This window comes from Candidatus Egerieousia sp. (genome assembly GCF_056211015.1).
In genome coordinates this window covers 1-23,031 of the sequence record NZ_JBAELF010000050.1, presented here as the reverse complement: position 1 = coordinate 23,031, position 23,031 = coordinate 1, and the positions used below count along the sequence as shown (strand labels likewise).

The window sequence follows — 23,031 nt, the reverse complement described above, 5'->3', positions numbered from 1 at the left end:
AAAATTGCTAAGATGTCAACCTCGCACTTGCAGCCTTGTGAGTGCTCTCTCTTTTTGTGCCATTGGCTCAAAATGTATTAAAAACAAGTCAAATAACGCCGGAATAACCAGAAACGGCACAATTAATTTTCGTATGAAATTAGGGAACATCCGATTCGATGCAGAGTTCATATATGCAACAGATGAAAAGGGAAGGACTTTGAAACAGTCCCTTCTCTGGTATCCTGCATTAAAGGATGCTTCAGATGAGGAGAGACAGAAATATTCAGTAGGTTTTGACGGTTTTCATTGGAGAAACTTGGATGAGGACATCTCGTTCGAGAGTTTCGAGTATGACGATGCTGTCCCAACTCCTCTCCAGGAATTCTTCCTTAATCACAAGGAAATCAACATAGCCGAATTCGCCAAGCGTGCAGGCATCAACGCAACACTTCTACGAAACTACATCAACGGTTTCAAGAAGCCTTCACAAGCCAGGGAGCGCCAGATAGTTGAAGAAATAAATAAACTTGGGGTAGAGTATAGTTCACTGATGTTATTATAGATTGATAGTTCTCTTCTGTTCCTGACTTCTGATATTTACTGAAATGACTTATTTGTGACTGCCTGTGTCAATCAAGCAGTTTCTGCAGATCGCAGGAGCTTTTCTGGAACTTGACGAAAGCCTCGGCATATTCAACATCCGACTGCATGCCGCGGAATTCCTCCATGCGGCCATGCTCCTTTTCATACCAGCGTTCAGGGCCCTGGCTCATGTGGCAGAAGCAGGCCTTGCGTTTGAGCTCAACAACTGAAGTGATGTCAACAAAATCCGTTGGATAGAACTGCATTGTCTGGATTCCTGAACATACTTCGAAATAATACAGTTCAAAAGGCTTGTCCATCTTTATCCAGGCGTCGAATACAAGGTTTGAGCAATTCGCATGGTCCCTGTGGCTGTCTATTGGCCAATGTGCGAATACTATATCAGGCTTATACTCTTCAATCAGCTTGTGCATTTCATTGTAGCGCTCCTGCGTGATTTCTGAGTCACCGTCTATCTGAGTCATGAATACCGGCTTCACACCAAGCAGTCTGCAGGCCTCAATTGCTTCAGCTGTCCTTATTCTTGCCGATTCATCAAGACCTGTTCCTGGGATTCCGCGTTCGCCCCTGGTGAAATAGACGGAAATCACTTCATGTCCGGCCTTTGCCAGTCTTATCATTGTGCCGCCGCAACCTGTTTCAGGGTCATCGGGATGAGCACCTATTATCATGATTTTCCTTTTGCCGGCCTTGACCCGTTCGGAAGCTGTTGCATCAGCTGCAAAAGCCTGGGAACCAGTGACTGCCAAGGAAGCGGCCAATGCTCCTCCAGCCTTCAACATTTCACGTCTTGATAGTTTGTTCATACGTTGAAATACAATTAATTGAGTAAATAATGCATATTTTCTCAAATATAATAAAATATTTTTTAATATCCTATACAACGATAGGGAAAAAAATATATCTTTGCACACGTTTTAAAAAATATTTTTTGACAATGAAAGCTATGAAACTTTTTGCAATCGCAGCTATCGCTTTCGCTGCTGTTGCTTGCGGAAACAACGCCGCTCAGGAAGAAGAAATCGTTGAGGAAGTAGTTGAGGCTACCGAGTGCACATGTGACAGCACATGCACACAGTGCGATTCTTGCACATGCGCTCAGGCTGACACAACAGTAGTTGCTCAGTAATTTCTGAAAGGTTTTTTTATTAAAGATCTTTAATAAGAGACATCCTTAAAATGGAAGTCTCTTTTTTTATTGGGTATTGCCTGCAGTTTAGTATATTTGTAGTGAATTAATTGACAAAAACTTATGTCCGCAATTTCTAAATCAAAGGCTTTGCTCAGGCACAAGACCATTGATGCCTGCCTTCGCAACGAATCAAGGAAATACTCCCTTAACGACCTTATCCTGCAATGTACCAGGGCTTTGTCCAAGTCCTTGAAATCAAATGAAAGGATTTCACTCAGGACAATGCAGGCAGACATTGAGTTCATGCGTGATCCTGTTAACGGCTATGGCGCACCAATAGAAGTTTACGAGAAGAAATACTACAGATATTCCAATCCGGACTTCTCCCTTGGCAATCTCACAATCAGGAAAGATGCAGGCAATGAAGGCCTGAATGATCTGTTGAGCAAGCTCGAGGCTGTCATTTCCACTGATGAGTTCTCGTATCTGAAGGATGCTTTCAATAAGCTCGCATCAGAATATAATGCCCATGAAGAGGCTGTAGCCAGAGCTGCCGCGGAAGAAGCTCGAAAAGCTGCTGAAGAAGAGGCTCGAAAAGCTGCAGAAGAAGCCAGAAAAGTTGCTGAGGAAGAAGCCCGAAAAGCTGCAGAAGAAGAAGCTCGAAAAGCTGCTGAGGAAGAAGCGGCAAGGAAAGCTGTTGAAGAGTCTGCAAGAAAGGCTGCTGAAAATTCAGATTACTATCGCAGTGCAAAATATTCCAGGAAAAAGAAGAAGGAAGCGGAGCCTGACCTTTTCTCGGATCTGTTCTAATAACCAGTGATAATAATTCAAATCAAGTTCCATGAAAAAATATATTTTGATATTGGCGCTGTGTGCAATTGCAGCGGTTTCATGCAAGAGCAATGCGCAGAAGCAGGAAGAGCATACCGCAGCTCTAAAGGCGGAACTGCTTGCCCGAATGCAGAGCAAGGAGAATCCATACAATCTGAATATTCTCAACACAGTTGAGGAGTATCTGGAAATAACCGCAAAGGACACATTGAACAGATTGGTGAATCTTGAAGGATATATTCCTAACATAATACTTGATATCCGTTATGCAACTGACAACAATTTCACAGGAACTCAGGTATATACAATGCCTCGCGCATATCTGGTGAGACCTGCGGCAAGGGCTTTGAAGATAGTTGCCGACAGTCTGGAGAAACTTGGTCTTGGCATTGTCCTTTACGATGGATACAGACCTTACAGTGCAACAGTTTATTTCAAGGAAGTGTATTCAGACACTACATTCGTTGCATCTCCTCGCACAGGTTCCAATCATAACAGAGGCTCGGCGGTTGATCTGGCACTTTACAATCTGGCAGACAGCACTTACTGCCTTATGCCAAGCGAGTTCGACACTTTCTCTGAGAAGGCTTCCTGGAAATGCATGGATATTCCGGAGGAGGCAATCAGGAACAGGCAGTTGCTTGGTGACCTTATGGAAAGCGTTGGGTTCAGCAAATATGAAGACGAGTGGTGGCATTACAACTTCGACTACTCTCACAAGGAGATTTACACGCTCAAGAATATCTTCTTTGAGGAACTTGAGGTTCTGGCAGATTATTAGAAAGTGTATTGTTTCATTCCAATTCCGGAAACATGAAAGAAAAGTTGCCTATAGTTGCTCTTGTATATGATTTTGACGGCACTCTGGCGCCAGGCAATATGCAGGAGTTCTCATTCATTCCCGACGTAGGTCAGGAGGTGTCCGACTTCTGGGGCCACACTCAGGTGATGGCCGAGGAGCAGGATTCCGACAATGTTCTCATTTATATGCTGTACATGCTGCAGAAAGCCAAGGAAAAGGGCTTGTCTATAAGAAGGGAGGCATTTACCGAATACGGGCGCAGCGTTCAGTTCTTCAAGGGCGTGCTTGACTGGTTCGACAGAACCTGTGAATATGGCAGGGAGAACGGAGTTATTGTTGAGCATTATATCAACTCTTCCGGAATGAAGGAAATCATTGACGGAACAGCAATAGCCGGCAAGTTCAAGGCCATATTCGCCAGCTGTTATTATTATAATGAAGAAGGTGATGCAATCTGGCCTGCTTCGGCAATCAACTACACGAACAAGACACAGTTCCTATACAAGATAAACAAGGGCATTTTCAGCATCAGCGATTCTGTCCTTATAAATGAATCAATGCCCGACGAGGACAAGAGAGTGAAGTTCAGGAACATGATTTACTTTGGAGATGGAGAGACTGATGTTCCTTGCATGAAAATGGTGAAACAGCTTGGAGGTACTTCCCTGGCTGTTTTCGAGCCTGAAAATGCAAAGAAGGAGAGGATTGCCAGGAAACTGTTCAAACAGAACAGAGTGAATTTCTGGTGCCCTGCCGACTACAGCAACGGCAGCAAGCTCGACACCATAATAAAAACCCTCATCCGCAAAATCAAGGCGGATGAGGATCTATTGAAGCTTGCGGAGGACTGAATCATCAAGCGAACAGGCCGCTGATCCAGCAGCAGATGCTGCAGATCTTTCCTGAGAACCACAGCCATGCGAAAATACCGGCAAGAATCAGGACTATTGCAAATGTTGTCCAGAAGATACGTCTCCTCCTGTTCCTGCGCATCTGCTTTGCCACTGCAGGGTCAATAAGCTGGAGTTTCGGGAACTCAGCCTCGCTGGTGAGAGTTGCACCGAATTTTATCTTTATCATTGCGGCTGCGTTCAGAGCCCAGCCGTTAGCGTTGAGTATAGGTGCAAGATTGCGTTTCCTCAATTTTGTCCATGCCAGGAACATTGAAGGTCCTGAAATGACAACGATTATTCCAAGAATGAAAAGAATTGGGGCGAACCAAGGGGTTTTGAGATAATCAAGGAGATTGGTTACGGCAGAGGCAATGAAGCCCAAAGCCAAACCTATTGCAGCAAATATTCCGGCAAATTTTGCAATATCAAACGGAGTCTTTGGCGCAGGAGCCTGACCTTCGGCGGCATTGGCAGTTGCGCTTTCAGCACTTGATATAAGAGAAGCCGTTGATGCTTCCTCCTTTTCCTTTGCGCTTTTGTTCAGTTTTTCTGTTATCCAGCTCCACAAACGTTTGTATGGCATCCAGAATGCCTGTTTGATGCTGATAGGGTTGGTTATGACATTGGTTATGGTTGCATCCCAGTCATTGCCCTGCCTGTCATAGAACAGACCGTTCTTGCCGGGTTTGAGGTAGCCTATGTCACCACTTGTGACTGCCGAGGCAATCATCATGCTTTCTCCGGTAATCTTGTTATGACACTTGCAATATATAAGGAACATGCCGCTCATTTCCGCTGATTCCATTTGCTTGCCCATATCGCTGACCTTGATACAGAGATCACAGCATCTCTGGTCAATGTAAAGCTCACCGGCCTGGAACATTGATTTCTCATTTTCCTTGCGTGAATAGAAATCATTGAAAGTAACGTAGTTCCTGAGGAAGTGATAGAAATGTTCGTAAAGGACAACGAAATCTGCAAGTTTTCCGATAGCCTTGGCATCAGCCTGTTTGGTCTCATTGAATGAACTTGCAGTCTTGGCAATCTCCTCTTTCCAGGCGGCATATTCACCAAGCTTTGCTTCAATTGCATTCCACTGAGCCTTGCTGATTGTAACAGCACCCGAATAGTCAACGGCAACTGCCATTTCCTTCAGAGTCTTGAATTGAGCGGCCCAGGCAGGGTTTACAGGCTGGTTCATTGGAAGCAGACCGTCCTTTGAAAGCTGTGTCAAAGGATATGAAGCTATCTCATCCCAGCAGCTGTTGGTGTCTTTCTCAGCCAGAAGACCTATTCTTTCAGCAGATACATCCAGCTTTTCAAGACTGGCGTTATTGAACTCAACGAGCGAGCAGCGGATGAAATAATCGTCAACCTTTGCCTTGATAGCCTTTACAGCATCAAGAACAGCGTCCGAGTTGTCTCCGTATGGAAGCACACCGTCATTCTTTGCATCTTCTCCGGCCTTGTCTGCAAGAATCTTCAGGGCTGAATCTATTTCTACCAGAGATACTGCCTGCTTCTTCTCGCCTGTGAGCTCGAACACTTTATCAGCACTGGCCTTGAGTTCTGCACCGTTTGCATCCTTTTCGTTGAAAAGATCAAGTGCAATGCTGTTCTCACTGCGCAGGATGCTGCTGGAATCCTTGAGAGCGCCTGTGAGCAGTTTTGCGGCGGCTATTACCTCATTGGCATGAATTCTGCCGTCCTTGTCGGAGTCAAGAACCTCAAGCGCCCTGGCATTGAATTCTAACCCTGTTGTAGGACAGCTAAGGACTGTCCACAGTTTCTGATCAAGTTCTCCAAGATGTGCAATGTCTTCTCCCTTGGCAATGTTGATGCGGCTTGTTCCGCCAACATTGCAGAATGTCCATTTGTAAGTGCTTTTACCCATAACTTTTTTAGCTGAAAATTCTTTTATGCAAAAATAGGATTAATTTTGCAATTATATGAAAACAAATGGCATTCATAATTTCAAGTTCCATAAGGGTATACCGGAATTACTTGGAGCTACAGTGATGGATGGTGGAGTGAATTTTGCTATCCGCTCCATAAACGCAACATCCTGCACCTTGCACCTCTTCGAGCTTGCTCATATCAATGCAGGGGAATCCGGCGCCATAACTGCAGACAAGGCGGCCGCCTCCATAGTCTTTCCGCAGACCTGCCGTTTCAACGATACCTTTGCCATTTTCATAGAAAACCTGAACTTCACAGAATATTTGTATTCTTACACTTTCGATGGCCCGTTCTCCCCGCAGGAAGGCCATTTGTTTGACAAGAGCAGGCTTCTGGCCGACCCATACGCCAGAATGTACAGCGGATTCGACAGATGGGCTGAACTATCGCAGGTGGATGAAAAGGGAAGGAGAGTGGTGCTTTCAGCAATAGTGGAGGGGAAATATGACTGGGGAGATGAGAAGACTCCTGATATCAAGGATTCCGAGCTTGTGATATATGAGCTGAACGTGCATAACTTCAGTTATGGAGGAAAAGACGAGTCATTGAAAGGGAAACTTGATGCAGTTCTGGAAAAGATACCTTATCTCAAGGACTTGGGCGTGAACTGCGTTGAACTGCTGCCGATATTTGAATTCGATGAACTTGACTGCAAGTATCAGGCTCCTGACGGTGGTAGGCTGCATAATGTCTGGGGCTACAATTCCATCGGCTATTTCGCACCCAAGGCTTCCTACCTTAATGGTGGAACGGCTGAGGACAAGATTGCCAACCTCAAGGATTTCGTTAAGAAAATGCACGCTGCAGGCATTGAGGTGATTCTTGATGTGGTGTATAACCACAGCCCGGAATATGACAGGAGCGGAGAGTATATAAGTTACAGGGGAATAGACAACAAGTCCTATTACATTCTTTCGCAGAATGGTGAATATGTGGATTATACAGGCTGTCACAATACCATTCACTGCAATGGAGAGCTTGCCAGGAAGATGATCCTTGACAGCCTCTGCCATTGGGTCAGGGAATTCCACATAGATGGTTTCAGATTCGATCTGGCGTCGGTTTTCTACAGGAATTCAGCAAATGATAGCAATGGTTATTCACAGAACATCCGCGGAGAGTGGCCGGCTGTTGTGGATGAAATATCAAGGCATCCTGTCCTTTCCAAGGTCAAACTCATAGCGGAGCCTTGGGATGCGGCCGGACTGTATCAGCTGGGGTCGTTCGGTGCAGATATCAATTGTGATGATTCAACATTCCGTTGCGGCTGCAGGAATCGTTGGAGCGAATGGAACGGACGGTACAGGGATACCATACGAAGATTCGTGAAAGGTGATGGCAGTGTGCTTTGGAATCTCAAGGAATCGCTTTGCGGATCGCCTGATCTTTATGCTGGGCAGGGCAGGGGCAGCAGGGCTTCCGTGAATTTCGTGACCGCTCACGATGGCTTCACACTCATGGACCTTGTAAGCTTCAATTCAAAGCATAACCAGGCCAATGGCGAAGATGGCAGGGATGGCTCCGATGACAATTTCAGCTGGAACTGCGGTTATGAAGGCATAATTACTGATGAAATGCCCGCTGCATGCGGAAATGGTATTGAGCCCGAATCATTGAGAGAAGTGAACAATCTGAGAATAAGGCAGATAAAGAACTTCGTAACCCTTCTTATGGTGAGCAGGGGCATACCAATGATTCTTGCAGGTGATGAATTCGGCAATTCGCAGAAAGGCAACAACAATGCATACTGCCAGGATAATGAACTATCGTGGGTGGAATGGGAGAATCTGGAGAAGAATGTGCGGATTCACAGGTTTTTCAAAAGAATGATTGCTTTCAGGAAGGCTCATCCTGTGCTTTCAAGCCCCGATCATTATAAATATAAGGCTTGTGAATCAAATGCTTACCCGGATCTATCCTGGCATGGCTGCAAGGCTTGGAGTGAAGATGAAAATTACGGAGGGCTTTGCCTGGGAATACTTGTCAATTGTTCACAAGCTTCCGTCAATGACAAATTCATATACGTAATAATGAACATGCACTGGGAGGCGCACCCTTTCGAACTGCCTGAAATGCCTGATGGAATGAAATGGCGTGTAGCTGTCAATACCTCCATGCCGGAGCCTGAAGACATATTCGAGACTGGCTGTGAGCCCGTAATAGAAAACAAAATGGAGGTGCTGCTTGGTGCACGCTCCATTATGATTCTGGTCTGCAGATAATGGTTATTCCCGTTTATTTTCCCGCAATGGCGTCAATCTCAACCAGTGCGCCTTTAGGAAGGGCTGAAACCTGGTAGCATACGCGTGCCGGTGCAGCCTCAGGGAAATATTTTGCATACACTGCATTCATTGCTCCGAAATTGTTGATATCGTTGAGCAGAACGCAGGTCTTTGCTACATTTGAATAATCCAGGCCGGCTGCCTTTAGTATTGCCCCGATATTGTCCAATGACTGCTTTGTCTGGTCCTCGATGCCTTCAGGCATTTCGCCTGTTGCTGGATTTACCGGAAGCTGTCCTGAAACGTAAACTGTTCCATTGAGTTCTATTGCCTGTGAATACGGGCCTATGGCCTTTGGCGCATTTTCTGTTGCTATTACTTTTTTCATATCTGTTGTATTTTAGGAATTATCGTTTACCCTTCAGAACCTTATTCCGAATGTTGCCATCACATTCGTGATATGTGTAGAAGCCTTGAACATTGCAGTATTTCCAGTCTCGAAATCGTTGACAACAACATTAGCACCAAGAACTATGCGTTCGCTTACATTGTAAACCACACCGGCTCTGAACTGAAGGCTGAAGGTGAAGTCTGTCTTGTCATCGTATTTGTCCTTGAGCATCTGCATCCATTCATTCAACTTTTGAGTGTACTCTTCGCTCGGGCTGAATGAATTGCCTCCTTCATATTTCAGAGTGCCGTGGAATGAGGTCAGCAGTGTTGGAGTGACAGCGGCATGCAGACATATCTTCCACCCCGATGGAACTATGTTGATTCCGTATCCTGCACCGAGCGCCAGCTGGTTGCTTTTGATTGTAAATCTGTTGGCATTATAGACAATCTGATATGGTACAACCTTGGAAGCGTCAGTGCTGCAATGGAAATATGTGGCTGAAACAAAGAATCCTCCAGCGGTTTTCTTTTGTATGGTGCTGAATTTCAGAACGGCAGGGTAGGAGAATCTTTTTGGATTGATTACAAGGAAGCCTCCTAATCTAAGGCTTTGCACATCAACTCCCTCCCCCTTGCGGGTGCCTACCTTGTATGGATCCACGTCGCCGTACACAAACTCACCGGGACTCCTGTTTATCCTTTGATGCGATATCTCAAGACCAAAACGTCTTGCGTAAAATGAAAGGTCAAAATTCCTTCTGGTCCTGTTTCCAAGTGCAAAGCCGAAGTTCATACCCAGCCCCCTGTAGAAAAAGCCCAGGTTTATGCGGTGGGTCATATTGTTCGTAAGCCGCAGTGAACTGCTTTCAAGTTCCGGATGGTCAAGACTAGGCGCATACATTGTATGTCTGAAATTCAGACCGAGATACGATACATTTATCAGGAACGGATGCTTGGGCAGAGCCACGTAATTGGTATCATATCCTTTATAATTCATTACATATATGGTCCTGCTTATTTTCTGAACATTCGTGCCGAATTTGGTTTCGCGTTCAACACTGCCGTACATCCTTTCTTTCTCGAGTACCTTCCTCTGCTTCCTGGAAACCACGGTGGAGTCCTGAATGTCCTGCGCGACTGAAATGGTATCAATTCCTATGATTAACAGCAACGGAAGCAGACAATGAAATATGTAACTATAGTCTTTCAAGCAGGTTGATAATTTCGTGAATCGAGTATTGCAAAATTACTGAATAATGCCGTAAAAACTAAAATCCAGGCAGAGAAATGCAGATAGTTGGAACAAGAAGCAGGAAGCCAAGGATAATTAGCAGAAGGATGAACTTCCAGACCCATTTCACCCATACGGCGTAAGGAATCTTTGCCATTGCAAGAGCGGCAATCAGAACGCCGGAAGTGGGGGTTATCATATTGGTGAATCCGTCTCCGAACTGGAAGGCAAGCACCGTGGCCTGTCTGGAAAGACCTATCAGATCTGCAAAAGGAGCCATTACAGGTATGGTTATGGCAGCCTTTGCAGTGGCTGAAGGTATTGCCAGATTTATCAAGGTCTGCAATCCGTACATCATTGAAAGCGCTCCTCCCTTCCCGCTGTCTGCCAGTGACAGTTCAAGTGTGTGAAGTATGCTGTCCATTATCCTGCCGTCACGGAGAATTATCACAATGCCGGCGGCAAGTCCAATCACAAGCGCGGTTGACATTATATCCTTTGCCCCCTCAAGGAAGGATTTCACAATATCGTTGCCGCTCAGTCCTGTTGCAATGCCAATTGTAATGGCCATTGCAAGGAAAAGAGCTGAGATTTCAGGCAGATACCATTGGAAGGCAAGAGTTCCTATGATAAGATATACCATTGTGAAACACAATAGGTTAAGTACGTAAAAGTGCACGCTCTTCTTCAAACTTACAAAGGAAAGCCAGACAAAGAGCAGTTCTGCAGCCGGCAGCAGCCAAACAGCTCTGAAACTGCTGTTGCCAATTGAAATCCTGCAGCCGGCTGAGTAAGTGCAGGTGAAAATGCTTATTGCCAACATGGCGATAGCAAAAGACACCCAGGAGCTTCTGTTGGTATAGGAAACCGTGTCCTCGTTGGACGAATTAAGATTCTCCCTCCAGTAAGAATCATAACTGTACATTATTGAAGATTCGGGATTGCGTCTGACCCTGGCGGAGTAGCAGAGGACAACTGCAATGAGAATGGCAGTAAGCACCAGCCAGCATATGAATCTGTACTCCATACCTGAGAACATTGGTATATGAGCCAGATCCTGGGCTATTCCAATTGTGAAAGGATTGAGGAAGGCTCCGCTGAAACCTACGTGTGCCGCAACATAAACCAGGCACAGACCCGTGATGGAATCATAACCCATTGAGATTGCAAGTGGTACAAGTATTGTAACAAAGGCAATGCTTTCCTCGCTCATTCCGAAAACTGCACCGAAAAGCGAGAATACAATCATTATCAGGCTCATGATGAGATTGTTGACACCGATTTTCGCAAGCAGTGCATTGCGCTCCAGTTTCCTTGTCCAGACAAGAAAGGATTTGATACCAACTTCCACTGCGCGGCTCTGGTTCACCATCCAGAAACTGCCGCCGATTATCAGAACAAAGATTATTATAGGAGCCTGCTTTGTAAATCCGTTCAGGAAAGCGGTGAAGATCTGCCAGGTCTGCGCCTGGGCGGGCTGCTCAACGAACGTGGTGCTGCCATCAGCGTTATGGACGTATTCACCTCCGGGAACAAACCAGGTGGCGATTGCGCACAATGCAATTATTGCAAAGATTATGATATATGTGTTGGGGAATCTCTTTGGGTTCATATTGATTTACAGCAGGAAGAACATTGCAACACCGGCCAGTGTAACCAGCGTGCCAATCACCTCCTTCAATGATATTTTCTGTTTGTTGATTATTGCGTACGGTACGATTATGAGCACGGGGGTCAGCGCCATCAGAGTGGAGGCTATTCCGGCCTTTGCATATTGAACAGCCATCAATGAGAGGGAGACACCTATGAACGGGCCGAATATGGTGGTCAGGGAGGCGAATGTCATCCCTTTCCTGTCGCGCAGTGCGGCAACCACCTTGCTGTTGGAGTGCATCAATGTTATGATGGCGAAAAAGCCTATGAATCCGAAAATGGCTCTAATCATCGTGCCTGCGAAAGGCACTGCGAACAGCAGTTCCGATGAAGCGTCGGCAGGGAGGACGCTGGCATAGTGGTCAAGACCTATCTTGCTGAGAACAAGTCCAATGCCCTGTCCAACACCTGCTCCAATACCTAACAATACACCCCTTACAGGCAATTTCAGTTTAACCTTTTTTGAGCCCTTGTCTTTGGCCAGAATGGAAATTGCTATACCGCAGAGAGTTACAGCCATTGCCAGCCATGACACTCCTTTCATCTGCTGGCCGAGCATTATCCAGCCTGCTATTCCTGCAACCGGCGGGGCAAGGGTCATGAACAATTGGCCGAATTTGGAACCGATGACCACATAGCAGTTGAAAAGGCAGTAGTCACCGAAAATGTAACCCACAACTCCCGAAAGTCCGAGCCAGAACCAGGTCTGATTGTTTGCGTAAAGAGGGTAGGGTGCACCTGTGAGGACGAAAAGGAATATGGCCAGCAATATTATTGACAGACCCATTCTAATGATATTCAAAGGCATTGCACCAATGCGGTGGCTGGCAATGTCCGCAAACAATGCGGTTGCTGTCCAGGAAACGGCAACTGTAAGTGATATTATTTCACCAAGGTATTCCATTTACAGATTTATGTTTGAAAGGAAATGAACTATTCCGCTCACTGGCACACTGAAGAGATTCATGATCATTGTGCCGGCAAGGGCAAGGACAAGAGCGAGGTACTGTCTTGCTGCAATCGGCTTCCTGCTTGAATGGAAAAGTCCGTATTTGTCAATCACGGTTCCTCCCGCCAGCTGTCCTATCACACCAACAATGGTTACAAGTTGCACACCTATTCTTGCAGTGAAGAACGTGAGGCTTATTACATATATTGCTCCGCAGACTCCGGCAGTCCATACCCACCAGGGGCGATGTTCGGACTTGCTTGAATGAGATAGGAAAATATATTTGAAATTGTGCCTGCAGGCAGGAACAATGACTATCAGCAGTATAAAAAGTATGTCGGAAACCAGAAACGATATCCAGGAAGCGAACATTGATGATTGGTACCAGACTGCAAGCTGGCTGTTCATAACTGGCTGGAGCGCAAACGCCACTCCAACAACAAGGCCCAGGAAACGGTAGAGCCAGGCGTGACTCACATTTTTGCCGGTGTCTGTTGCGTAAAGCCAGAGGGCGGCAACAATGCATATGAATCCTATGAAATCATCGGCTTCGATTATCTTGTGCGCATAACCGAAGAAGCCGAACATCTCAATGACAAAGCTGGTGAGGAGCATTCCCAGCATTGGGATGAGCACTGTCTGAACTCCTCCGAGTTTCGGGAAAATCACCACAAGCAAGGTTACTCCAACGAGTCCCATCACACCGCCAAGCCACTGCCAGAGCGGAATCCTGCCAATGAATTCTGTAAACGGAGAAAGTGGCTGTCCGTTAAAAGCAATGATTCCGGCAATGAGAACCGTGCTCACAGAAAACGATATGAATGCCGCCAGCAGAGGGCTCTGCACATACTGTGTCATCTTGTTGTTTATGGCAGTCTGCACGGGGCTGCCAACGGAAGCAAGGAAGACTATGAAAACATATATGAATAACATTATATTTCAATCAAAAATCAAAGCCCAAAGATAATACTTATATTTGTCAACAATACCGCAAACGGAACTTTGCTTTGAGAATCATTTACAATAAATATTTCCCGTTCGGCAATTTCTTTGCCATAAATATCCTGGGATTTGTGTTTGCAAGAAAGGATATGGGCGAGCTCAGGAACATTGACAGAAATCACGAGCTGATTCACAGCCTGCAGCAAAGGGAAATGCTGTTCATTGGCTTTTACTTATGGTATGGCCTGGAATGGCTTGTGCGTCTGGCCCGTTGTCTGAATGCAATGCAGGCATACCGTTCCATAAGTTTCGAGCAGGAAGCATACGCAGAACAGCATGACCTGGACTATTCAAGTCACAGGTCATGCTATGCGTGGACAAAATACCTCAGAAAATAATCCAGAACGATATGCCTAAACCGAAAATCAACGTCCACACCTATTGGCCTTGAATAGCTTTTTGAGGCGGATTGGCGTGGACGGTGAGGCAATTTTGCCTCATCGTCCACGCTTACCATCGCCAGAGTGTGGTGTGGCGCATTCATGTGAGGATGGTGATTTTCGGTTTAGGCTGCGCCTTGCACTCCGGCATACTGCAGATTGCATGAACACATGGTTTTGCACCTGAGCCATATTGTTTGTTCACATTTTTGTAAATACAAATAATGTTCATATATTTGTGAACAAATAATTGGCCGATATGATTGTAATTTTTACCGAAGATTACCTCAAAGAATTATATACTGATGGAAAGACAACTGACAAGAAGTATAGGTTTCAGCCATTTATTGTTTCTAAATATGTTCGTATCATTAATTTAATGGTTGTACAAGAGAATGTACTCGGGTTGATGAAATACGGCTCGCTTCACTATGAACACTTACATGGCGACAAAGAAGGCCTTTCATCTGTTCGTATCAATGATCAATATAGGATAGAATTCAAAGAGGAGACTGAAGAAGGACAAACATTGGCCACAATTGTTAATATTGAAAAATTATCAAAACATTATAAGTAGTATGGTAGAAATTATAGGAACAAATAGCAACATGATTGCCAACAACTTGACTCCATACATTGCTGTCCACCCTGGAGAGGTGATTCGTGATGAAATAGAATATCGTGGCATTTCCCAGCGTGAGTTGGCGAGAAGAATTTCAGTTTCCCCTACAATTATCAATGAGGTTTTGAAAGGAAAACGTCAGCTTGGAACCGAGTTGGCTCTGCTGATAGGGGCGGCACTTGGAATAGATGCAGAACCTCTCATCGAATTGCAATGCAGATATAGCATAATGGAAGCTAAGAAAAATTCTACTTTCCAAATGAAACTGTCTTCCATTGAACAAATGCGAGCTGTCTCATTTGGCATAGCGTAACTGATATGGAAATAAGTATGAATAAGGACACCATTGGCCAGTTCATACTACTTCTCTTTTATGTGTTTCAAATAGTATTCTTTTGTCATAAATCCATTACATCCGGACTTGTCTGACTTGTAATTGGTGCACCCCAGGAAGGGCTCCACTTTGCCTTCCTTGACAATGAGATAACCATCCTGGCATTTGTCACACTTCATGATAGACAACTCTCCACCACGGAGATTATTGGTCATGAAGTCGCATATCTCGGGCTCGTTACTACATAACCACAACTTCAGTCCATAGTGAGGCTTGTATCTCAACCGAAGCGGATAACCGCAAATCGGGCAACGTTTTGTATCTGCAGGATTAGTGTCATCATCTTCATTGAGCTTACCGTTGACCTTCACATTCTTGAAACCGCTGATCAGTTCAGTGACAAACTTTGACGGATGCTGCTCTGGAGCAACGATATAAACGCGGTTCTTAGTTCTTGTCAAAGCTACGTAGAACAGACGTCTCTCTTCCGCATACTCAATCGAGTAATCATCCTTCACGACGAACTTCAATACCGGATCTTCCTGTATCTGAGATGGGAATCCATACAACTCATTGCGGGCATTGATGATAATCACGTTGTCAAATCCAAGGCCTTTTGCTCTGTGAACAGTCATGAACTCAAGCCTTGTTCCCGGGAATTTCTTTGACTGCACTCCACCAGTCTTTTCGTCGTATATGAAATCTGCTGACAGACTGAGTTTATATGCATCAAATCCGTAACGACCAAGCAGCAGGATTGAAGACTTTGGATTTTCCTCAAGAATCTTGGCTACAATGTCTTCGACGGTCTTTCCAATCATGTAGTACTTACCGCCTTTGCCCTTTGTCTGCTTCCTGTCAACCTCTTCCGTATAGGATTCAATAATCACAGGGTCTTGAATATGCTTCGGTGATACAAGCGCTTTCTTGAACTGCGAATCATTCTTCTGAATAAAACTGCCTGCAATGTCAATCATTTCCTGTGCGTTGCGGTATGTGCGGGTTATCTTCAGTTCCTGACCATATCCCATAGCTTCCTGGAACTAGGTAAAGAGAGTTATATCAGCTCCGGCATACGCATAGATAGACTGCCAGTCATCACCAACGGCAATAATCTTTGCATCACATATCTGTCTCAATGCTTTCGTTATTCAGATATAAGAAGTTTGCAATTGACACTTCCTGTGCTGATCGCAACGTTTCATGAGCGATAGATATCTTTTTTCCGGTCCTCTTATTGATTATTTCCTCAGTGTACTCGCTCATGTTACCCTTCAGGGTAGAGAAGTCGGCCTTGGAAATATAGTTGAAGAAGGTGTTCAGGTCATCGCCATCGTATGGTGCGTCGAAGTAGCTCCCAAAGAACAGAATCAGTTTGTCCACGAGTTCCGGTTGCTCGAGGATGTTGCCCTTCAGATAGTTGTTTATGACGTTGAACATAAAGCCGCCATCAACGATATTCTTTCCCATAGCTTCTTTCTTGCGCAGGATTGCATATCCCGTGCTGTGGAAGGTTGTTACAGGGCATGGAATTCCAAGACCTTTGTTGATTTTGTCTCTAAGTTCCCCAACAGCTTTGTTCGTGAATGAGATTACCAGAATCTGCTCCGGCCTGATGCCTTTCTTTTCAACCAGGTAACGAACCTTGGCGGCAACCGTTGTCGTCTTTCCAGCTCCTGCACCAGCGATTACCAAAGTGTAATCTTCATCGGAAAGCACCACCTGTCGTTGCTCTTCGTCGAGGTTGATAACCGGATCCACCTTCTTTAGTATTGTGTCCAGATAAGCTTTCTCAGTTTTCAGATGCTTGGCAACATATTCCTTGTTGTGCCTCTCCACTGAGGCAGGGATGGTCTTGAAGTCGTCTATGTCCACGTAATACTGGAGGAGCTTTTCAACCCATTTCTCCTGCAGGTCGTTCTGCTGGCAATAGAATGATAGAGCCTTCGCTCGTTTCAGCGCCAGAAAGAAATTATAGATGTCTGCATACTTTGGTACAATCTCCTTGTAATCGCTGACAGCGAGATACTTATCACTGCTGAGCAACTCCTTCAACTCACGATAGAACTTTACAAGCTGCTTATGCTCAGGAGTCATCGCACCAGTCACCCTCAATGTTTCCGAGGATGTTTGCACCTTTGAAAGTCTGGAGAATAGTTTGCTTAGAAATGACATTTGTTTAGTGTATACCGCAACGAGTTTACATCTAGGATTCCGCAATAGCGTATATATTATTCAAGATAAAACGCTGAGCGTTCGGATTGTATACTACAGCCCAATATGGTCCACTTGTTCCTTCTCTCAACTCTGCAGATATTCCAATAGAGCAACCAGATGCTGTTGGTTTTTTCTTTTTCCCAAGATTATCAACTTCAACTTCTTCTATGTAACCGTTAGCAATAAGCCAGCTTAATATTTTGCCGTATGACATAGGCTTCATATTTTCTGGAACAAACTTGTTTATTTCCTTAACGAAATTGGAAATATACGTTTTTTCTTCAATGTTCACTTTTGCCAGATCCTCAGGGCTGATGTTGAAATCAAGTTCATACTCCTTTGATTTTCTGCCAACCTTCTTGACTGCTGCATCTAATATCTCCGCAACATAGAAAAGGCAGCGGGAAATGTGAACATTGTTCACAATGTCGCTGTCAGGAATCACATTTCCATCTAGAGGGTTGATTCCATTTGCGAGTTTCTGAATCCAGTCCTTAGCTATTAGGGTCTTATTATTTTCTTGCATGGTGGTATAGTTTTTTTGCGGCCTTATTAATTTTCACTTGTTGATAGTATTGTTACAATTTGAGCTTGATGTGGAGCTTGCCCAGGCACCAGGTTATGCATATGATGGCAATGCCGAAGACAAAGGAGCGGAGCAGGCCGAGTCCTCCGTAACTGAATGTGTGAGGGTAGTGAAGTTCGAATGCGCTCATCAACGCGTACCAGATTGATGGCAGCATGTAGGCTGTAAGGGTTGCAGTGCCGGCGGGTTTCATGAAATCAGCCCAGGATGTCTTTCCTTTCATATCGCAGATCCAGTAAAGGAAGGCAAGAAACGGGAAGAAGATAGCCAGTGAATAGAACAGCCAGGCCGGAGTTGCCTGCATCTTGGAGATGATCCATATCTGATGGCTGGCTATTGCAAGGCAGAGCATGATGGCGGCAAGGAATACCATCGTAAGTGGAAAAGCATGCTTCCTGTAGGAAGGAGAGCTGTATTTCATAAGAGCAGCAGAAGCTGCAGTTCCTGCCATTACAAAGGCTGGGTGAGTCCATCCACCAGGGTAGAAGTTCAGGAAGAGTGCGTTGATGGACCAGTCCTTTGGTATGCAGGGCAGAGTGTTGAGTATGCACAGCAGAGTAACGCCTCCCCATGCGAAAAGGGCCTTTTTAAGACTGCCCTGAATGAAGATGTATATTATTGAGCATATTCCGTATGCCCAGCCTATCAGGCCGAGAATGCCCCACCATCCGTGTGAAAAATGAATTCCGTTGAAATCCTTGTAAAGAACTATCGCCACGAGTGTGGCAGCTCCAATGAACTTGAGAGCCCGGTAAAGCCACTTCCTGCCGCCCTGGGCTTTGGGATAGGAGTTCCAGAGAAGGAAGTATGAGACCACAACCGCTATGGAAAGCAGATAGCGCGGAATGCCGCCTTCAGGAGCCTTGCCGTTCATAGAGAACAGGCCCATCACTATAAGGAAGGTCGAGCGTTCTATCACGTGAAGAATGACCTGGGCATCGGTATCGCCTTTTTTCTTTCTGGCCGCAACCGAGAACGGGATTGACAGACCTACGCAGAAAAGGAAAGCGGGGAATACGAGGTCGGAGAATCCAAGCATGTCCTCAGTCATTGCCGCATGGTGCATCCAGTGAGGAATGCCTTCCATGCCCGCAAAATCGTTTACAAAGAGCATCATGAGCATTGTGAATGCGCGGAAGATGTCAATCGTTTCTATTCTTGATGATTTCATTAAGCAGGCTTTTTGTTTATTCTCTACAAAATTGCGAAACATATAGGTTATGATGCATTCAGTTTTCCATATGAACCGAGAGCTGAGGGAATGGGAATTTCACACCGTTCCTTGGCAGTTCCTCATATATCTTCTCGTTAAGAACATAGAAAACATCCCAGTAATCCTTTGTGTTCACCCACAGTTTGAGAATGAAATTCACGCTGCTGGGCCCAAGTGAAGCAATTGATACGAATGGGTTGGCAACAGGTGCGGCCGTTGGTGCATCCCCGGTGCTTTTCAGGATTCTTTCATCGGAAGCGGCAATGCCGTATAACAGTGACTTCACCAGTTCTGCATCGTTTCCATATTCCACTGCTACTGTCATGTCAATTCTTCTGAATGGCATTGCGGAATAATTGTTCACGGTTCCGTTCTGCAGAGGTCCGTTAGGAAGAATTATTACACGGTTGTCAATTGTAACTATCTTGGTGGAGGAAATGTTCATTTCAAGCACGCTGCCTTCATAATTCATGGCTTCAATGTAATCGCCTACCTTGAAAGGTTTGAAAATCAGAATTATGAGTCCGCCAGCAAAATTTTGCATTGTGCCGCTCATTGCCATACCTATAGCCACGCCGCCACCTGCAAGCAGTGCTGCCAGAGACGTTGTTTCCACACCAAGGGTTCCAATGGCAATTATGATTACAATTATCCATAGCATTGCGGTAATAACGCTGGTTACAAAGGATATCACAGCAGGCTCGGCCTTCTTCCTGGAAAGAAATTTCCTGATGAAACCTTTAATGACACGTATGAGCCATGCGCCGATGAAATATATGGCAATTGCAGCCAGCAGTTTGATTCCGAACTGGATGAATTTGTCCAGAATTGACATTACAAGCTGGTCAGCAGGAGTGCTGGAAACCGAATTTATTGAAGAAATCAAATGTTTTTCAATATCGGTTTTGCCGGTAGTGTCCAGAAACATTGTTTTCAATGAATCAGCCACTACAAGTTTTGTGTTACTGGCCGCAAGTATAATATTTGAGAATCCTGACATAATATAATAGTACCGTTATTAATCGAACAGCACAATACAAAAATAGTGAATTGTTGCGAATATTTTTAAAGATAGTAATTTTGCAGTCCGAAAACACTGAGATAATGATTAAGACTATAGTATTTGATTTTGGAAAAGTGCTGGTTGATTATGAATTCGACCAATTCCTGATTCCTCTTTTCAAAGGGAATATTGCGGAAGTGGAGAGGTTCAAGGAGGTGATGTGCAACGAGGATTTCGTATTGAGGATGGACAAGGGCGAGACGTCATTTGAGGATCTCATTGCGGAGAAGCAGACGGAATATCCACAATGGAATTATGAACTTCAGGTATTCCGCGACAGGCAGATAGAGATCATCACAGAGGAGATTCCTGGAATGCGTTCACTCATTCACAGGCTCCGGGCGGCAGGCTACGGAATCTATGGCCTGACAAACTGGTGCAACAATGTATATGAAGTCATAGAAAAGTTCGACATTCTCCAGCTGATGGATGACAGACTGATATCTTCCGAGGAAAAGCTGATAAAGCCTCACGTGGACATTTACTGGCGTTTCTGTGAGAAATTCGGATTCAAGGCCGAGGAATGCGTGTTCACTGATGATAAGCTCAGCAACATTCTTGGAGCACGTCAGGCAGGAATGCACGCCATACAGTTCTTCAACGCCGCTCAGTTCGAGCAGGAATTGAGCCGGTTGACCAGCTTTTAGTTTCCTGCCTGCGCCAGAACTTTGAGCAATTGTGCCTCAAGCGATGTGTTATATCCCTGTGAGAAATAAATTATTCTTCCGAAACTGTCCGCAACAACAATGAGCGGAAGATTCGCGCTGTTGCTGTGCATTCCGGATTTTATCATTGATGCAATCCTGCCATCAACATCTGTTCCGAACACAACATTCTCAAGACCTTGCGGCCTTGACTTTTCAGGTAGAATTCCATTCTCACCTTTTACGCTGCTGCCAAGAACAATCACTTTCCTGCCCCAATCATTGATGGCTTGGGCCATTGCGCTCATCTGCTGTGCTGCATGAATGCTTGGCTCATTGTGTGAGGCGAATACACAAAGCATGAAATAACCGCGGCCTGTAGCGGAAAGAATGCTGCATTCCTGGGCATTTTCGGGCAGGAAGCGCTGCTCCGCATCCAGACTGCCTATCACCGCAAGCTTGGAATCATTGCTGCGCAGGACAACAGGAATCTTTATGCTTGAACCGGCATTTATGTTGAAGAATTCAAGATGAGCAAGCACGCTTCCATCGGCCATCCTGTTTCCGCTGGTCATCAGATAATAGCCTGCATTCAAATCATTTACAGAGGCAACTGTCTCATTCTCATTGAATTCACACAAATGAGCCGATCTGTCATATATCTGTGACAGTGTGTAGTGCTTGTAATACTCAGCCATCTTCAAAGGACTGCCGCCGGCATTGTATGAAGTTTGAAGGCGGCCTTTCGCTGAAACCTCCTGTGTGCCTGAATCAAAATCCACATCAACCCAGGACCCGTCCTCAAGCCTGTACTGCGCAGAGGAAGTGACCTCATCAATCCTTGCCGCAAAGCCCAGAGTCCTGCACATTGCTACAAAGAAAATTTTTTGTGAAGGCCTGTCGGAAATCCTGCTTTCCCACACGGCGACAGGTGGTATTCTAAGCTCCTGAGGATTCCGTGACTCAACTATCCTTATGCTGTCCTTCACCCACCGGGCAACCTGAGCAGGGGAGAGGAGGCTGTCAATCAGACCTGAATTGAGTATGGCGCATCTGTAAGGACAAAGCATCTCAAGTTCCACCCTTGGTGATACTATATATTTATCTGCCATTACATCCTGCTTGTCTCTTGCAAGATTTGTTCTCGATGTTATGCTGTCTCCACAAACCTGGGTCCTTGAAGTGCCGTACTGCCTGCTCCTTGTCTTGAAGAGTATTGCCAGGCCTTTCTCGGTGTCCTCAAGCACTTCAGGACTTACGTCAATTTCATCTTTCTTTGTAAGGAAATATGCAGATACATCGGTTTTAGGATGTTCCCTTGACTCACGTATTGTGTTGCCTTCTTCAAGACGCTTTGCATTCAGGGCAATCTGTTCCTCGCTTGCCTTGCTTGGCAGTGGCTTCTCCACCGGAGGTACAATATCAAGGTCCATGCTGTATCTCTTGCCGAAAGTCTTGTCAAGAACCAGTTCCGCAGAGTCAGCGGATGCCACTGCAATGCCGAATCTGTCATCCTTTGAAGCCCAGGTAACAATGTCTCCCAGTCCGGTATCAATGGAAGCCTGGCCCTTTTCATCGGTCCTGTACTTTGCAACCGTGTAGAACTCAGCATAATTGTAAATCTTGAACTCCAGATTCGCTTCAGGAACTGCATTGCCCAATGTGTCTTTAACGGTAACAGTTATTCTTCTGGTAGGGACATAGTTCTTTATAACATTGATTTCAGTATAAACGGGAGTCCTGGAAATGACATCCTCCGGTCCGTCATAATTTCCGAAGGCCTTTGTGTGCAGCAGCATTGCCCTTGAAACCGATGAATTGAACCATCCCATGTCAAGCACCGGTTCAGGCTCGCAGGCTCCCATGAAATGCCATGCGCCGTTCACATATACTTCAACCCAGGCGTGGTTGTCATCAGTGTGAGCCCATCGCGGTGTATAAACCTGACGGGCCGGAAGACCTGCCGCCCTCAGGGCTGAGACTGCCAGAACCGATTCCTCTCCGCAGCGGCCAAGACCTGATCTGATGGAAGCCATAGGTCCCAGAGTCCTGCCGTCGGATGGTATGTAAGTCATCCTCTCGTGGCACCAGTGGTTTATTTCCAGAGCGGCCTGCTCCATTGTCATACCTTCCACGCGCTCGCACAGGCTGTCTGCGTAAATGAGCCTGAAATCATCCAGATTTTCATACGAAAATTAATTGTGCCGTTTCTGGTTATTCCGGCGTTATTTGACTTGTTTTTAATACATTTTGAGCCAATGGCACAAAAAGAGAGAGCACTCACAAGGCTGCAAGTGCGAGGTTGACATCTTAGCAATTT

General features: G+C 45.4%; 24 protein-coding genes. 10 read left to right on the top strand and 14 right to left on the bottom strand.

Annotated elements, in window-relative coordinates; translation table 11 throughout:
- Positions 1 to 133: 133 nt before the first annotated feature.
- The gene (locus AC06L3_RS03885; protein WP_475669306.1) at positions 134 to 544 is read left to right on the top strand and encodes a DUF2442 domain-containing protein; all 411 of its coding nucleotides are present in this window, start codon (positions 134 to 136) and stop codon (positions 542 to 544) included.
- Positions 545 to 611: 67 nt separating this feature from the next.
- Here the strand turns inward: AC06L3_RS03885 and AC06L3_RS03880 are convergent, their stop codons facing one another.
- A complete protein-coding gene (locus AC06L3_RS03880; RefSeq protein WP_475669305.1) occupies positions 612 to 1,391 on the bottom strand; it encodes a PIG-L deacetylase family protein in 780 nt (259 codons plus the stop codon).
- 140 nt (positions 1,392 to 1,531) lie between these two features.
- Here AC06L3_RS03880 and AC06L3_RS03875 point away from each other — a divergent pair, with 140 nt between their 5' ends.
- The 4 genes from AC06L3_RS03875 (at position 1,532) to AC06L3_RS03860 (ending at position 4,201) form a co-directional block, all read left to right on the top strand.
- Positions 1,532 to 1,714, top strand: coding sequence for a hypothetical protein (locus tag AC06L3_RS03875; protein WP_475669304.1), 183 nt, complete (start codon positions 1,532 to 1,534; stop codon positions 1,712 to 1,714).
- A gap of 123 nt (positions 1,715 to 1,837) precedes the next feature.
- Positions 1,838 to 2,527: a hypothetical protein gene (locus AC06L3_RS03870; protein ID WP_475669303.1), complete on the top strand. Its 690-nt coding sequence runs from the start codon at positions 1,838 to 1,840 to the stop codon at positions 2,525 to 2,527.
- A gap of 31 nt (positions 2,528 to 2,558) precedes the next feature.
- Positions 2,559 to 3,329 (top strand): M15 family metallopeptidase, encoded by a 771-nt coding sequence (locus tag AC06L3_RS03865; RefSeq protein WP_475669302.1) that lies wholly within the window; start codon positions 2,559 to 2,561, stop codon positions 3,327 to 3,329.
- 32 nt (positions 3,330 to 3,361) lie between these two features.
- Positions 3,362 to 4,201 carry an HAD family hydrolase gene (locus tag AC06L3_RS03860; protein ID WP_475669301.1) on the top strand — a complete coding sequence of 280 codons (840 nt, stop codon included), beginning with the start codon at positions 3,362 to 3,364 and terminating at the stop codon, positions 4,199 to 4,201.
- Positions 4,202 to 4,205: 4 nt separating this feature from the next.
- Here AC06L3_RS03860 and AC06L3_RS03855 read toward each other — a convergent pair whose 3' ends face one another.
- Positions 4,206 to 6,137, bottom strand: coding sequence for a hypothetical protein (locus AC06L3_RS03855; protein ID WP_475669300.1), 1,932 nt, complete (start codon positions 6,135 to 6,137; stop codon positions 4,206 to 4,208).
- A 55-nt stretch (positions 6,138 to 6,192) separates the two neighbouring features.
- Here AC06L3_RS03855 and AC06L3_RS03850 point away from each other — a divergent pair, with 55 nt between their 5' ends.
- Positions 6,193 to 8,424, top strand: coding sequence for a glycogen debranching protein (locus AC06L3_RS03850; RefSeq protein WP_475669299.1), 2,232 nt, complete (start codon positions 6,193 to 6,195; stop codon positions 8,422 to 8,424).
- 13 nt (positions 8,425 to 8,437) lie between these two features.
- Here the strand turns inward: AC06L3_RS03850 and AC06L3_RS03845 are convergent, their stop codons facing one another.
- From AC06L3_RS03845 to AC06L3_RS03825, 5 genes are all read right to left on the bottom strand, one after another.
- The gene (locus AC06L3_RS03845) at positions 8,438 to 8,812 is read right to left on the bottom strand and encodes a RidA family protein (protein ID WP_475669298.1); all 375 of its coding nucleotides are present in this window, start codon (positions 8,810 to 8,812) and stop codon (positions 8,438 to 8,440) included.
- A gap of 33 nt (positions 8,813 to 8,845) precedes the next feature.
- Positions 8,846 to 9,988: a DUF4421 family protein gene (locus AC06L3_RS03840; RefSeq protein ID WP_475669297.1), complete on the bottom strand. Its 1,143-nt coding sequence runs from the start codon at positions 9,986 to 9,988 to the stop codon at positions 8,846 to 8,848.
- 97 nt (positions 9,989 to 10,085) lie between these two features.
- Entirely contained in the window at positions 10,086 to 11,660 is a 1,575-nt protein-coding gene (locus tag AC06L3_RS03835) for a YfcC family protein (RefSeq protein WP_475669296.1), read from the bottom strand.
- Between the two features lie 6 nt (positions 11,661 to 11,666).
- Entirely contained in the window at positions 11,667 to 12,605 is a 939-nt protein-coding gene (locus tag AC06L3_RS03830; RefSeq protein ID WP_475669295.1) for a DMT family transporter, read from the bottom strand.
- The gene (locus tag AC06L3_RS03825; RefSeq protein ID WP_475669294.1) at positions 12,606 to 13,583 is read right to left on the bottom strand and encodes a DMT family transporter; all 978 of its coding nucleotides are present in this window, start codon (positions 13,581 to 13,583) and stop codon (positions 12,606 to 12,608) included. It lies immediately after the preceding gene.
- Between the two features lie 74 nt (positions 13,584 to 13,657).
- Between AC06L3_RS03825 and AC06L3_RS03820 the strand changes: the two genes are divergently transcribed.
- From AC06L3_RS03820 to AC06L3_RS03810, 3 genes are all read left to right on the top strand, one after another.
- Positions 13,658 to 13,990, top strand: coding sequence for a hypothetical protein (locus tag AC06L3_RS03820; RefSeq protein WP_475669293.1), 333 nt, complete (start codon positions 13,658 to 13,660; stop codon positions 13,988 to 13,990).
- Between the two features lie 301 nt (positions 13,991 to 14,291).
- A complete protein-coding gene (locus tag AC06L3_RS03815; RefSeq protein WP_475669292.1) occupies positions 14,292 to 14,609 on the top strand; it encodes a type II toxin-antitoxin system RelE/ParE family toxin in 318 nt (105 codons plus the stop codon).
- A 1-nt stretch (position 14,610) separates the two neighbouring features.
- Positions 14,611 to 14,967, top strand: coding sequence for a HigA family addiction module antitoxin (locus AC06L3_RS03810; protein WP_475669291.1), 357 nt, complete (start codon positions 14,611 to 14,613; stop codon positions 14,965 to 14,967).
- Between the two features lie 47 nt (positions 14,968 to 15,014).
- Here AC06L3_RS03810 and AC06L3_RS03805 read toward each other — a convergent pair whose 3' ends face one another.
- Genes AC06L3_RS03805 through AC06L3_RS03780 form a run of 6 tightly spaced genes read right to left on the bottom strand, consistent with a single transcriptional unit; the run spans position 15,015 to position 20,004 of the window.
- Entirely contained in the window at positions 15,015 to 16,019 is a 1,005-nt protein-coding gene (locus AC06L3_RS03805; RefSeq protein WP_475669290.1) for a 3'-5' exonuclease, read from the bottom strand.
- A gap of 12 nt (positions 16,020 to 16,031) precedes the next feature.
- Entirely contained in the window at positions 16,032 to 16,127 is a 96-nt protein-coding gene (locus tag AC06L3_RS03800; protein WP_475669289.1) for a UvrD-helicase domain-containing protein, read from the bottom strand.
- On the bottom strand, positions 16,111 to 17,163 hold the full coding sequence (locus AC06L3_RS03795) for a UvrD-helicase domain-containing protein (RefSeq protein WP_475669288.1): 1,053 nt from the start codon (positions 17,161 to 17,163) through the stop codon (positions 16,111 to 16,113). Before AC06L3_RS03795 ends, AC06L3_RS03800 begins: the two co-directional genes overlap by 17 nt.
- A 31-nt stretch (positions 17,164 to 17,194) precedes the next feature.
- Complete coding sequence (locus AC06L3_RS03790; protein WP_475669287.1) at positions 17,195 to 17,731, bottom strand: hypothetical protein; 537 nt, start codon at positions 17,729 to 17,731, stop codon at positions 17,195 to 17,197.
- A 52-nt stretch (positions 17,732 to 17,783) separates the two neighbouring features.
- On the bottom strand, positions 17,784 to 18,962 hold the full coding sequence (locus tag AC06L3_RS03785) for a DUF5009 domain-containing protein (protein ID WP_475669286.1): 1,179 nt from the start codon (positions 18,960 to 18,962) through the stop codon (positions 17,784 to 17,786).
- Positions 18,963 to 19,020: 58 nt separating this feature from the next.
- The gene (locus AC06L3_RS03780; RefSeq protein WP_475669285.1) at positions 19,021 to 20,004 is read right to left on the bottom strand and encodes a mechanosensitive ion channel family protein; all 984 of its coding nucleotides are present in this window, start codon (positions 20,002 to 20,004) and stop codon (positions 19,021 to 19,023) included.
- Positions 20,005 to 20,108: 104 nt separating this feature from the next.
- Here AC06L3_RS03780 and AC06L3_RS03775 point away from each other — a divergent pair, with 104 nt between their 5' ends.
- On the top strand, positions 20,109 to 20,714 hold the full coding sequence (locus tag AC06L3_RS03775; protein ID WP_475669284.1) for an HAD family hydrolase: 606 nt from the start codon (positions 20,109 to 20,111) through the stop codon (positions 20,712 to 20,714).
- On the opposite strand, the gene AC06L3_RS03770 is transcribed toward AC06L3_RS03775, so the two are convergent.
- Positions 20,711 to 22,837, bottom strand: coding sequence for a transglutaminase family protein (locus tag AC06L3_RS03770; RefSeq protein ID WP_475669283.1), 2,127 nt, complete (start codon positions 22,835 to 22,837; stop codon positions 20,711 to 20,713). The genes AC06L3_RS03775 and AC06L3_RS03770 overlap by 4 nt on opposite strands.
- Positions 22,838 to 23,031 lie beyond the last annotated feature (194 nt).

Bases quoted from the DNA above. Each gene is read 5' to 3' on its own strand.
- AC06L3_RS03830 (WP_475669295.1), bottom strand. From the start codon at position 12,605: ATGGAATACCTTGGTGAAATAATATCACTTACAGTTGCCGTTTCCTGG.
- AC06L3_RS03865 (WP_475669302.1), top strand. From the start codon at position 2,559: ATGAAAAAATATATTTTGATATTGGCGCTGTGTGCAATTGCAGCGGTT.
- AC06L3_RS03810 (WP_475669291.1), top strand. From the start codon at position 14,611: ATGGTAGAAATTATAGGAACAAATAGCAACATGATTGCCAACAACTTG.
- AC06L3_RS03785 (WP_475669286.1), bottom strand. From the start codon at position 18,962: ATGAAATCATCAAGAATAGAAACGATTGACATCTTCCGCGCATTCACA.
- AC06L3_RS03860 (WP_475669301.1), top strand. From the start codon at position 3,362: ATGAAAGAAAAGTTGCCTATAGTTGCTCTTGTATATGATTTTGACGGC.
- AC06L3_RS03870 (WP_475669303.1), top strand. From the start codon at position 1,838: ATGTCCGCAATTTCTAAATCAAAGGCTTTGCTCAGGCACAAGACCATT.
- AC06L3_RS03815 (WP_475669292.1), top strand. From the start codon at position 14,292: ATGATTGTAATTTTTACCGAAGATTACCTCAAAGAATTATATACTGAT.
- AC06L3_RS03780 (WP_475669285.1), bottom strand. From the start codon at position 20,004: ATGTCAGGATTCTCAAATATTATACTTGCGGCCAGTAACACAAAACTT.
- AC06L3_RS03770 (WP_475669283.1), bottom strand. From the start codon at position 22,837: ATGACAATGGAGCAGGCCGCTCTGGAAATAAACCACTGGTGCCACGAG.
- AC06L3_RS03885 (WP_475669306.1), top strand. From the start codon at position 134: ATGAAATTAGGGAACATCCGATTCGATGCAGAGTTCATATATGCAACA.
- AC06L3_RS03835 (WP_475669296.1), bottom strand. From the start codon at position 11,660: ATGAACCCAAAGAGATTCCCCAACACATATATCATAATCTTTGCAATA.
- AC06L3_RS03855 (WP_475669300.1), bottom strand. From the start codon at position 6,137: ATGGGTAAAAGCACTTACAAATGGACATTCTGCAATGTTGGCGGAACA.
- AC06L3_RS03875 (WP_475669304.1), top strand. From the start codon at position 1,532: ATGAAACTTTTTGCAATCGCAGCTATCGCTTTCGCTGCTGTTGCTTGC.
- AC06L3_RS03795 (WP_475669288.1), bottom strand. From the start codon at position 17,163: ATGTCATTTCTAAGCAAACTATTCTCCAGACTTTCAAAGGTGCAAACA.
- AC06L3_RS03845 (WP_475669298.1), bottom strand. From the start codon at position 8,812: ATGAAAAAAGTAATAGCAACAGAAAATGCGCCAAAGGCCATAGGCCCG.
- AC06L3_RS03805 (WP_475669290.1), bottom strand. From the start codon at position 16,019: ATGGGATATGGTCAGGAACTGAAGATAACCCGCACATACCGCAACGCA.
- AC06L3_RS03790 (WP_475669287.1), bottom strand. From the start codon at position 17,731: ATGCAAGAAAATAATAAGACCCTAATAGCTAAGGACTGGATTCAGAAA.
- AC06L3_RS03850 (WP_475669299.1), top strand. From the start codon at position 6,193: ATGAAAACAAATGGCATTCATAATTTCAAGTTCCATAAGGGTATACCG.
- AC06L3_RS03775 (WP_475669284.1), top strand. From the start codon at position 20,109: ATGATTAAGACTATAGTATTTGATTTTGGAAAAGTGCTGGTTGATTAT.
- AC06L3_RS03825 (WP_475669294.1), bottom strand. From the start codon at position 13,583: ATGTTATTCATATATGTTTTCATAGTCTTCCTTGCTTCCGTTGGCAGC.
- AC06L3_RS03880 (WP_475669305.1), bottom strand. From the start codon at position 1,391: ATGAACAAACTATCAAGACGTGAAATGTTGAAGGCTGGAGGAGCATTG.